The following is a 10514-nucleotide window of genomic DNA, read 5'->3' as shown; positions in this document are numbered from 1 at the left end:
GAGTGTCCCTGATCGCTTCAGACCACTTCCGCATCGTTGTCGGCCTCGGCAAGAGCGGCATGTCCCTGGTTCGCTTCCTGGCGAACCGGGGCACGTCGTTTGCCGTGGCCGATACGCGGGAAAATCCACCGGAGCTGGTCACGCTGCGCCGTGACTACCCGCACGTGGAAGTGCGTTGTGGCGAGCTGGATGTCGAGTTTCTGTGCCGTGCCGACGAGCTCTACGTGAGCCCGGGCCTGGCCCTGGCGACACCGGCCCTGCAAGCGGCTGCGGCCCGTGGCGTGAAGCTGTCTGGCGATATCGACCTGTTCGCACGCAACGCGAAGGCGCCGATCGTGGCCATCAGCGGTTCCAACGCCAAAAGCACCGTCACCACTCTGGTCGGCGAGATGGCGGCTGCGGCGGGCAAGCGTGTGGCCGTCGGCGGCAATCTTGGCGTGCCGGCACTGGATTTGCTCAGCGACGACGTCGAGTTGTACGTGATGGAGTTGTCGAGCTTCCAGCTGGAAACCACCCACGACCTGGGCGCTGAAGTGGCGACGGTATTGAACGTCAGCGAAGACCATATGGACCGCTACAGCGGCCTGCCGGCTTATCACTTGGCCAAGCACCGGATCTTCCGTGGCGCCAAGCAATTTGTCGTCAACCGTCAGGATGCCCTGAGCCGTCCGCTGATAGGCGAGGGCATGCCCTGCTGGACCTTCGGCCTGGGCAAACCGGACTTCAAAGGCTTCGGCATTCGTGAAGAGAACGGCGAGAAGTACCTGGCGTTCGAATTCCAGAACCTGATGCCGGTACGCGAACTGAAAATCCGTGGCGCACACAACCAGTCCAATGCCCTGGCGGCCTTGGCGCTCGGTCACGCGGTTGGCCTGCCGTTCGACGCCATGCTCGCGAGCCTGCGCACCTTTGCCGGGCTTGAGCATCGCTGCCAGTGGGTGCGCGACCTCAATGACGTCAGCTATTACAACGACTCCAAAGCCACCAATGTCGGTGCAGCCCTGGCGGCCATCGAAGGCCTGGGGGCCGATATCGACGGCAAGCTGGTGCTGATCGCCGGTGGTGATGGCAAGGGTGCCGACTTCAAGGACCTCAAAGCTCCAGTGGCCGCCCATTGCCGCGCCGTGGTGCTGATGGGCCGCGATTCGGACCTGATCGCCGCCGCCCTCGGTGACGCTGTACCGCAAGTACGCGCAGCTTCCCTGGACGACGCCATTGCCCAGTGCAAAGCCCTGGCCCAGCCTGGCGATGCGGTGTTGCTGTCGCCCGCGTGCGCCAGCTTCGACATGTTCAAGAACTATGAAGAGCGCGGCCAACTGTTCGCCCGCGCCGTGGAGGCTTTGGCATGAGCCTCAACCTGAGAAACATCATCAAGCCATACCCGTCGCCGATCATTACCGGGCGCGGCATCGACCTCGATTTCCCGATGCTCGCCGGTTGCCTGGCGCTGCTCGGCCTGGGCCTGGTGATGATCACTTCGGCGTCCTCCGAAGTGGCCGCCGTGCAGTCGGGCAACACGCTGTACATGATGATCCGCCACCTGGTGTACCTGGTGATCGGCCTGGGCGCCTGCATCGTCACCATGATGATTCCGATTGCCACCTGGCAGCGTCTGGGTTGGCTGATGCTGATCGGTGCGTTCGGCTTGCTGGTCATGGTGATCGTGCCCGGCATCGGCCGCGAGGTGAACGGTTCGATGCGCTGGATCGGCTTCGGCGCGTTCAACGTGCAGCCGTCGGAAATTGCCAAAGTGTTCGTGGTGATCTACCTCGCCGGTTATCTGGTGCGCCGTCAGAAAGAAGTACGCGAAAGCTGGATGGGCTTCTTCAAGCCGTTCATCGTGCTGCTGCCCATGGCTGGCCTGCTGCTGATGGAGCCCGACTTCGGGGCCACGGTGGTGATGATGGGCGCCGCCGCCGCGATGCTGTTCCTGGGTGGGGTCGGGCTGTTCCGCTTCACCTTGATGGTGGTGCTGGCCGTCGCGGCGGTGACCATCCTGGTGCAGGCGCAACCCTACCGGATGGCGCGTTTGATCACCTTTACCGACCCCTGGTCCGACCAGTTCGGCTCCGGCTACCAGTTGACCCAGGCGCTGATCGCCTTCGGTCGCGGCGAGTGGCTGGGTGTGGGCTTGGGCAACAGTGTGCAGAAGCAGTTCTACCTGCCGGAAGCCCACACCGACTTCGTGTTCTCGGTATTGGCCGAAGAGTTGGGTGTGGTGGGTTCGCTGTGCACCGTGGCACTGTTTGTATTCGTCTGCGTGCGCGCCATGTACATCGGCTTGTGGGCCGAGAAGGCCAAGCAGTTCTTCGCCGCCTACGTGGCCTATGGGTTGGCTTTCCTGTGGATCGGCCAGTTCCTGATCAACATCGGCGTGAACGTCGGCCTGCTCCCGACCAAGGGCCTGACCTTGCCGTTCCTCAGTTACGGCGGCAGTTCGTTGGTGATTTGCTGCGCCTGTCTCGGCTTGTTGCTGCGTATCGAGTGGGAGAGTCGCACCCACCTGGGCAGCGAAGAGATGGAGTTCAGCGAGAGCGACTTCGCCGAGGAGCCGACCCATGGGCGCTAACGTGCTGATCATGGCGGGCGGCACCGGGGGCCATGTGTTCCCGGCCCTGGCTTGCGCCCGTGAATTCCAGAACCGTGGCTACACCGTGCACTGGCTGGGTACGCCCCGTGGCATTGAAAACGAATTGGTGCCCAATGCCGGCTTGCCGCTGCATTTGATCAACGTCACCGGCCTGCGTGGCAAGAGCAAGTTGTCATTGCTCAAGGCACCGTTCGTGTTGCTCAAGGCGGTCATGCAGGCGCGCAGGATCATTCGCGAGTTGAAGCCGGTGTGTGTGCTCGGCTTTGGCGGTTATGTGACCGGCCCTGGTGGTGTTGCGGCGAAACTCGCGGGTGTGCCGGTGATCGTTCACGAACAGAACGCCGTCGCCGGTACTGCCAACCGTCTGCTAGTGCCGTTGGCTGCGCGGGTGTGTGAAGCCTTCCCGAAAACCTTCGCCGCCTCCGACAAGCTTCGCACCACCGGTAACCCGGTGCGTACCGAACTGTTCATGGCCATTGCGCGTGACGCGCTGGCGGGGCGCAAGGCTCACCTGCTGATCCTGGGCGGAAGCCTGGGCGCCGAGCCGCTGAATAAATTGCTGCCTGAAGCCGTTGCGCAACTTCCTGAGGATGTGCGCCCGGAGATCTTCCACCAGGCCGGCAAGAACCACGATGAAGTCACCGCCGCGCGTTATCGCGAGGCCGGTGTAGAGGCCAATGTACAGCCCTTCATCAAAGACATGGCCCAAGCCTATGGCTGGGCCGACCTGGTGGTCTGCCGCGCTGGTGCGCTGACCGTCAGTGAACTGGCGGCCGCCGGTCTGCCGTCCTTGCTGGTGCCTTTGCCCCACGCCATCGACGATCACCAGACCCGCAACGCCGAATATTTGGCCGGGGAGGGCGCTGCCTTCCTGCTGCCGCAAAGAACGACTGGCGCCGCCGATTTGGCCGCACGCCTGACCGAGGTTTTGATGCAACCGGAACGACTCAACAGCATGGCGAGCACCGCAAGCCGCCTGGCCAAACCTGACGCAACCCGCACCGTGGTCGATATCTGCCTGGAGGTGGCCCATGGTTGAGAATCAGAAAGCCATGCCGCAACCCGAGATGCGCCGTATCCGTCGTATTCACTTCGTCGGTATCGGTGGCGTGGGCATGTGCGGGATTGCCGAAGTGTTGCTGAACCTGGGCTACCAGGTGTCCGGCTCGGACTTGAAAGAGTCGCCGGTCACCGAGCGCCTGAAGTCCTTTGGCGCACAGATCTTCATCGGCCACCGTGCCGAGAACGCCGCCGAGGCTGACGTGCTGGTGGTGTCCAGCGCCGTGAACACCTCCAACCCGGAAGTGGCCACCGCCCTTGAGCGCCGTATCCCTGTGGTGCCGCGTGCCGAAATGCTCGCCGAGCTGATGCGCTATCGCCACGGCATCGCCGTGGCCGGTACCCATGGCAAGACCACCACCACCAGCCTGATCGCCTCGGTGTTCGCCGCCGGTGGCCTGGACCCGACCTTCGTCATCGGTGGCCGCCTGAATGCAGCTGGCACCAATGCCCAGCTGGGCACCAGTCGCTACCTGATCGCCGAAGCCGATGAAAGTGACGCGAGCTTCCTGCACTTGCAACCTCTGGTCGCCGTCGTCACCAACATCGACGAAGACCACATGGCGACCTACGACGGTGACTTCAACAAATTGAAGAAAACCTTCGTCGACTTCCTGCACAACTTGCCGTTCTACGGTCTGGCCGTGGTGTGCCTGGACGACCCGGTAGTGCGTGAAATCCTGCCCCAGGTCAAACGCCCTACCGTGACCTACGGCTTCAGCGAAGACGCCGACGTGCGCGCAATCAATGTGCGCCAGGAAGGCATGCAAACCTTCTTCACCGTGCTGCGCCCCGATCGCGAGCCGCTGGACGTGTCGGTGAACATGCCGGGCAACCACAACGTGCTGAACTCTTTGGCGACCATCTGCATTGCCACCGATGAAGGCGTCAGCGATGAAGCCATCGTCGAGGGCCTGTCGCGCTTTGCCGGTGTGGGCCGTCGCTTCCAGGTCTACGGCCAACTGCCGGTTGAAGGTGGTGACGTGATGCTGGTGGACGACTACGGGCACCACCCGACCGAAGTTGCGGCCGTTATCAAGGCCGTGCGCGGTGGTTGGCCGGAGCGCCGGCTGGTGATGGTGTACCAGCCGCACCGCTACAGCCGCACCCGCGACCTGTACGACGATTTCGTCAATGTACTGGCCGATGCCAACGTGCTGCTGCTGATGGAAGTCTACCCGGCCGGTGAAGAACCGATCCCGGGCGCTGACAGCCGCAAGTTGTGCAACAGCATCCGCCAGCGCGGCCAGTTGGACCCGATCTACATCGAGCGTGGCGTGGACCTGGCGCCTATCGTCAAGCCGCTGCTGCGCGCCGGCGACATCCTGCTGTGCCAGGGCGCCGGTGATATCGGTGGCCTTGCGCCCAAGTTGCTGGCGAGCCCGCTGTTTGCAGCCGCCGCCAAGGGGAAGTCGAAATGACCACTGATTACGGCTCTCTGTTTTCCACCCTTGCGCCTGCCGACTTCGGTCGCGTGGCCGTGTTGTTCGGCGGCAAGAGCGCCGAGCGCGAAGTGTCGCTCAAGTCCGGCAATGCGGTGCTTGAGGCGCTGCAAAGTGCTGGCGTGAATGCCTTCGGTATCGATGTGGGCGATGACTTCCTTGCCCGTCTGCAGGCTGAAAAAATCGACCGCGCCTTTCTCATTCTTCACGGCCGCGGCGGTGAGGACGGCAGCATGCAGGGCCTGCTCGAATGCGCCGGCATCCCTTACACCGGCAGCGGCATCCTCGCATCGGCCTTGGCGATGGACAAGTTGCGCACCAAGCAGGTGTGGCACAGCCTGGGTATTCCGACCCCACGTCACGCCGTACTGTGCAGTGAAGACGATTGTATTTCTGCGGCCAAGGAACTGGGCCTGCCTTTGATCGTCAAACCAGCCCATGAAGGCTCCAGTATCGGCATGGCCAAAGTGAACTCGGCCGCCGAATTGATCGACGCATGGAAAGCGGCAAGTACCTACGATTCGCAAGTGTTGGTGGAACAGTGGATTTCCGGTCCCGAGTACACCATCGCCACCCTGCGTGGCCAGGTATTGCCGCCCATCGCTTTGGGCACGCCCCACACCTTTTATGACTACGACGCCAAGTACCTGGCTTCCGATACTCAGTACCGGATCCCATGCGGCCTCGAAGCAACCAAGGAACAAGAATTGATGGACCTCACGGCGAAAGCCTGTGAGGCGCTGGGTATCGCCGGTTGGGCGCGGGCAGACGTGATGCAGGATGACCAAGGGAATTTCTGGTTCCTTGAAGTCAACACCGCACCGGGCATGACCGACCACAGCCTGGTTCCCATGGCAGCCCGTGCCGCCGGTCTGGATTTCCAGCAGTTAGTGCTGGCGATCCTGGCCGACAGCATTGAGCCAAGAGGCTAAACACATGAACGGCGCATCGCTTCGTCATCAGCCCCCACAAGCACCGAGCCGCAAGCCGGTGCCACGGGGTGCAAGCCGAATGGTGGCTAAAGAGCCGATGTCTTCGCGCCTGCCAAAAGCCAACTTTGGTTTTATCAAGGCGCTGTTCTGGCCGGTGCTGCTGGTGGTGCTGGGCTTTGGCACGTACGAAGGCGCGCAGCGTCTGTTGCCGTATGCCGACCGGCCGATCACCAAGATCAGCGTGCAGGGCGACTTGAGCTACATCAGCCAGCAAGCGGTACAGCAGCGCATCGGCCCATACCTGGCGGCGAGCTTCTTTACCATCGACCTGGCTGGCATGCGCTCGGAGCTGGAACAGATGCCGTGGATCGCCCACGCCGAAGTTCGCCGTGTATGGCCGGACCAGGTCACGATCCGCCTGGAAGAACAACTGCCCGTGGCCCGTTGGGGCGATGAAGCGCTGTTGAACAACCAGGGCCAGGCGTTCACTCCGCGTGAGCTGGCCAACTATGAACACCTGCCGCAGCTGTTCGGGCCGCAGCGGGCGCAGCAGCAAGTGATGCAGCAGTACCAGGCCTTGAGCCAGATGCTGCGGCCACTGGGCTTCTCCATTGCACGCCTGGAATTGCGTGAGCGGGGCAGCTGGTTTTTGACGACCGGGGCAGGCAGTTCCGGCCCGGGCATCGAGTTGTTGCTGGGACGCGACCGCTTGGTGGAAAAGATGCGCCGCTTTATTGCCATCTATGAAAAAACCTTGAAAGAACAGATTACGAACATTGCGAGCGTCGACCTGCGTTACGCCAACGGCCTGGCCGTCGGCTGGCGTACACCGGCTGCGCCCACGGCAGCACAACCCGCTGTCGCGAAGAATTAAGAAGAGGCAGGACCCATGGCAAACGTGCAAAGCGGCAAAATGATCGTCGGTCTCGATATCGGCACCTCCAAGGTGGTGGCGCTGGTGGGCGAGGTCGGGGAAGACGGCGCGATCGAAATCGTCGGTATTGGCACGCATCCGTCCCGGGGCCTGAAGAAGGGCGTGGTGGTGAACATCGAGTCCACCGTGCAGTCGATCCAGCGCGCTATCGAAGAAGCGCAGCTGATGGCCGGTTGCCGGATTCACTCGGCGTTCGTCGGCGTGGCGGGCAACCACATCCGTAGCCTGAACTCCCACGGCATCGTGGCGATCCGCGACCGTGAAGTCAGCTCGGCCGACCTTGAGCGCGTCCTCGACGCCGCCCAGGCCGTGGCGATCCCGGCGGACCAGCGCGTGCTGCACACCCTGCCGCAGGACTACGTGATCGACAACCAGGAAGGCGTGCGCGAGCCCCTGGGCATGTCGGGCGTTCGCCTGGAGGCCAAGGTCCACGTGGTGACCTGCGCCGTCAACGCCGCACAGAACATTGAAAAATGCGTGCGCCGCTGCGGCCTGGAAATCGACGACATCATTCTCGAGCAGTTGGCCTCGGCCTACTCGGTCCTGACCGACGACGAAAAAGAGCTGGGCGTGTGCCTGGTGGACATCGGCGGCGGCACCACCGACATCGCGATCTTCACCGAGGGTGCGATTCGTCACACCGCCGTGATCCCGATTGCCGGCGACCAGGTCACCAACGACATCGCCATGGCGTTGCGCACACCGACCCAGTACGCCGAAGAAATCAAGATCCGCTACGCCTGCGCCCTGGCCAAGCTGGCCGGTGCCGGTGAGACCATCAAGGTGCCAAGCGTGGGTGATCGTCCACCCCGCGAGCTGTCGCGCCAGGCCCTGGCCGAAGTGGTCGAGCCACGCTACGACGAGCTGTTCACCCTGATTCAGGCTGAACTGCGCCGCAGCGGCTACGAAGATTTGATCCCGGCCGGCATCGTGCTGACCGGTGGTACCTCGAAGATGGAAGGCGCGGTCGAGTTGGCCGAAGAGATCTTCCACATGCCGGTGCGCCTGGGCGTGCCCCATGGCGTGAAGGGCCTGGGCGACGTGGTGCGCAACCCGATTTATTCCACCGGTGTGGGCTTGCTGTTGTACGGGCTGCAAAAGCAGACCGACGGCATTTCCCTGTCGGGCCCGAGCATCCGTGACAGCTACCGCAGCGATGACGATGAGAAAGCGCCGCTGCTGGACCGGATCAAAAGCTGGGTACAAGGCAATTTCTAAAGATTTACCGCGACACCGCAACACCCGCAACAAGCAGTAGGCGAAAAAACTAGAGAAAATGAAAGGAGAGGGAACATGTTCGAACTCGTAGACAACATCCCCGCTAGCCCGGTTATCAAAGTAATCGGTGTCGGCGGTGGCGGCGGCAACGCTGTCAACCACATGGTCAAGAGCAACATTGAAGGCGTTGAGTTCATCTGCGCCAACACTGATGCCCAGGCGCTCAAAAGCATCGGCGCGCGGACCATCCTGCAATTGGGCACCGCGGTGACCAAAGGCCTCGGCGCTGGCGCCAATCCGGAAGTCGGCCGTCAAGCCGCCCTGGAAGACCGCGAGCGTATTGCCGAAGTGCTGCAAGGCACCAACATGGTGTTCATCACCACCGGCATGGGCGGCGGTACCGGTACCGGTGCTGCACCGATCATTGCCGAAGTGGCCAAGGAAATGGGGATTCTGACCGTTGCTGTCGTGACGCGTCCGTTCCCGTTCGAAGGCCGCAAGCGCATGCAGATCGCCGACGAAGGTATCCGTCTGCTGTCTGAAAGCGTCGACTCGTTGATCACCATCCCCAACGAGAAACTGCTGACCATCCTGGGCAAGGACGCAAGCCTGCTGTCTGCGTTCGCCAAGGCTGACGATGTACTGGCCGGTGCCGTTCGCGGTATCTCCGACATCATCAAGCGTCCGGGCATGATCAACGTCGACTTTGCCGACGTTCGTACGGTCATGAGCGAAATGGGCATGGCGATGATGGGCACTGGCTGCGCCAGCGGTCCGAACCGTGCACGCGAGGCCACCGAAGCGGCCATCCGCAACCCGTTGCTCGAAGACGTGAACCTGCAAGGCGCACGCGGCATCCTGGTGAACATCACCGCCGGTCCCGACCTGTCCCTGGGTGAGTACTCCGACGTGGGTAGCATCATCGAAGCCTTCGCGTCCGAGCACGCCATGGTCAAGGTGGGTACCGTTATCGATCCGGACATGCGCGACGAACTGCATGTAACCGTGGTTGCGACCGGCCTGGGTGCGAAAATCGAGAAGCCTGTAAAGGTCATCGACAACACCCTGCACACTAGCCAGGCCAGCCAGGCAACTGCTGCCCCAGCCCCTGCTCGCCAGGAACTGCCGTCGGTGAACTACCGTGACCTGGACCGTCCGACCGTGATGCGCAACCAGGCTCAGGCCGGTGCTGCGGCGTCCCGTAGCCCGAATCCGCAAGATGACCTGGACTACCTGGACATCCCGGCATTCCTGCGTCGTCAGGCCGATTAATGGAATGTATCAGGGCTATGAAGGTGATTGGTGTTCAGCAAAGGTCTGGTCTGTTATTATCGCCAGCCTTTGTTGATACCAGTTCGCAATTTGCGCTGAAGCGGTCCAAGCCATGATTAAACAACGCACCCTGAAGAATATTATCCGTGCCACAGGTGTAGGTCTGCACTCCGGGGAGAAGGTATACCTGACCCTCAAGCCCGCACCTGTCGACACCGGCATCGTGTTTGTTCGTGCCGACCTGGACCCTGTGGTGCAGATTCCTGCTCGCGCGGAAAACGTTGGCGAAACCACGATGTCGACCACTCTGGTCAACGGTGACGTCAAAGTGGACACGGTGGAGCACTTGCTCTCGGCCATGGCTGGCCTGGGCATCGATAACGCCTACGTCGAGCTCTCCGCGTCCGAAGTCCCGATCATGGATGGCAGCGCTGGACCCTTCGTATTCTTGATTCAATCTGCCGGCCTGGAAGAACAGGACGCAGCCAAGAAGTTCATTCGCATTCTGCGGGAAGTGACAGTAGAAGACGGCGACAAGCGCGCCACCTTCGTCCCGTTCGAAGGCTTTAAAGTGAGCTTTGAGATCGATTTCGATCACCCGGTATTCCGTGACCGCACCCAAAGTGCAAGCGTGGATTTTTCCAGCACTTCGTTTGTAAAAGAAGTCAGCCGCGCCCGTACCTTTGGTTTCATGAGTGACATCGAGTACCTGCGCAAGCACAACCTCGCACTCGGCGGCAGCGTGGAAAACGCCATTGTGGTCGACGCGGATGGTGTACTGAACGAAGACGGCCTTCGCTACGAAGACGAATTCGTGAAGCACAAGATCCTCGATGCAATCGGTGACCTCTACCTGCTGGGCAATAGCCTGATAGGCGAGTTCAAAGGCTTCAAGTCGGGCCACGCCCTTAACAACCAGCTGCTGCGCAAGTTGATTGAGCAGACAGACGCTTGGGAAGTCGTGACCTTCGAAGATGCCAGCACCGCACCGATCTCTTACATGCGTCCCGTTGCGGCGGTGTAAGTAACAACTCTCTTTCTTTAGTTTTGAAAGGCTGCCTTCGGGT

General features: G+C 61.7%; 9 protein-coding genes. All 9 read left to right on the top strand.

All coding sequences use genetic code 11. The features are described 5' to 3' along the window. The first annotated feature begins 2 nt into the window (after positions 1 to 2). The 9 genes from murD (at position 3) to lpxC (ending at position 10471) form a co-directional block, all read left to right on the top strand. The gene (murD, locus tag MHH62_RS11125; RefSeq protein ID WP_019816946.1) at positions 3 to 1349 is read left to right on the top strand and encodes a UDP-N-acetylmuramoyl-L-alanine--D-glutamate ligase; all 1347 of its coding nucleotides are present in this window, start codon (positions 3 to 5) and stop codon (positions 1347 to 1349) included. An 8-nt stretch (positions 1350 to 1357) separates the two neighbouring features. Beyond that, a complete protein-coding gene (ftsW, locus tag MHH62_RS11120; RefSeq protein ID WP_161793210.1) occupies positions 1358 to 2569 on the top strand; it encodes a putative lipid II flippase FtsW in 1212 nt (403 codons plus the stop codon). Then, positions 2559 to 3629: an undecaprenyldiphospho-muramoylpentapeptide beta-N-acetylglucosaminyltransferase gene (gene murG, locus MHH62_RS11115; RefSeq protein WP_019816945.1), complete on the top strand. Its 1071-nt coding sequence runs from the start codon at positions 2559 to 2561 to the stop codon at positions 3627 to 3629. Before ftsW ends, murG begins: the two co-directional genes overlap by 11 nt. Then, positions 3622 to 5070 carry a UDP-N-acetylmuramate--L-alanine ligase gene (gene murC / locus MHH62_RS11110; protein ID WP_003188677.1) on the top strand — a complete coding sequence of 483 codons (1449 nt, stop codon included), beginning with the start codon at positions 3622 to 3624 and terminating at the stop codon, positions 5068 to 5070. The genes murG and murC overlap by 8 nt, the downstream gene beginning before the upstream one ends. Further along, positions 5067 to 6023 (top strand): D-alanine--D-alanine ligase, encoded by a 957-nt coding sequence (locus tag MHH62_RS11105; protein WP_014716974.1) that lies wholly within the window; start codon positions 5067 to 5069, stop codon positions 6021 to 6023. The genes murC and MHH62_RS11105 overlap by 4 nt, the downstream gene beginning before the upstream one ends. 4 nt (positions 6024 to 6027) lie before the next feature. Beyond that, the gene (locus tag MHH62_RS11100; protein WP_032893516.1) at positions 6028 to 6897 is read left to right on the top strand and encodes a cell division protein FtsQ/DivIB; all 870 of its coding nucleotides are present in this window, start codon (positions 6028 to 6030) and stop codon (positions 6895 to 6897) included. Between the two features lie 15 nt (positions 6898 to 6912). Then, on the top strand, positions 6913 to 8175 hold the full coding sequence (gene ftsA / locus MHH62_RS11095) for a cell division protein FtsA (RefSeq protein ID WP_014716976.1): 1263 nt from the start codon (positions 6913 to 6915) through the stop codon (positions 8173 to 8175). Positions 8176 to 8250: 75 nt separating this feature from the next. After that, a complete protein-coding gene (gene ftsZ, locus MHH62_RS11090) occupies positions 8251 to 9447 on the top strand; it encodes a cell division protein FtsZ (RefSeq protein ID WP_014716977.1) in 1197 nt (398 codons plus the stop codon). Positions 9448 to 9559: 112 nt separating this feature from the next. After that, the gene (lpxC, locus tag MHH62_RS11085) at positions 9560 to 10471 is read left to right on the top strand and encodes a UDP-3-O-acyl-N-acetylglucosamine deacetylase (RefSeq protein ID WP_003171886.1); all 912 of its coding nucleotides are present in this window, start codon (positions 9560 to 9562) and stop codon (positions 10469 to 10471) included. Positions 10472 to 10514: the final 43 nt, after the last annotated feature.

It is taken from the genome of Pseudomonas sp. FSL L8-0168, assembly GCF_037976155.1.
Taxonomy (GTDB): Bacteria; Pseudomonadota; Gammaproteobacteria; order Pseudomonadales; family Pseudomonadaceae; genus Aquipseudomonas; species Aquipseudomonas paracarnis.
This window is presented reverse-complemented; position numbering and strand designations above follow the sequence as displayed.

Excerpts from the sequence above, each read along its gene's own strand:
- murG (WP_019816945.1), top strand. The coding sequence starts at position 2,559 with ATGGGCGCTAACGTGCTGATCATGGCGGGCGGCACCGGGGGCCATGTG.
- murC (WP_003188677.1), top strand. The coding sequence starts at position 3,622 with ATGGTTGAGAATCAGAAAGCCATGCCGCAACCCGAGATGCGCCGTATC.
- MHH62_RS11105 (WP_014716974.1), top strand. The coding sequence starts at position 5,067 with ATGACCACTGATTACGGCTCTCTGTTTTCCACCCTTGCGCCTGCCGAC.
- MHH62_RS11100 (WP_032893516.1), top strand. The coding sequence starts at position 6,028 with ATGAACGGCGCATCGCTTCGTCATCAGCCCCCACAAGCACCGAGCCGC.
- ftsA (WP_014716976.1), top strand. The coding sequence starts at position 6,913 with ATGGCAAACGTGCAAAGCGGCAAAATGATCGTCGGTCTCGATATCGGC.
- ftsZ (WP_014716977.1), top strand. The coding sequence starts at position 8,251 with ATGTTCGAACTCGTAGACAACATCCCCGCTAGCCCGGTTATCAAAGTA.
- lpxC (WP_003171886.1), top strand. The coding sequence starts at position 9,560 with ATGATTAAACAACGCACCCTGAAGAATATTATCCGTGCCACAGGTGTA.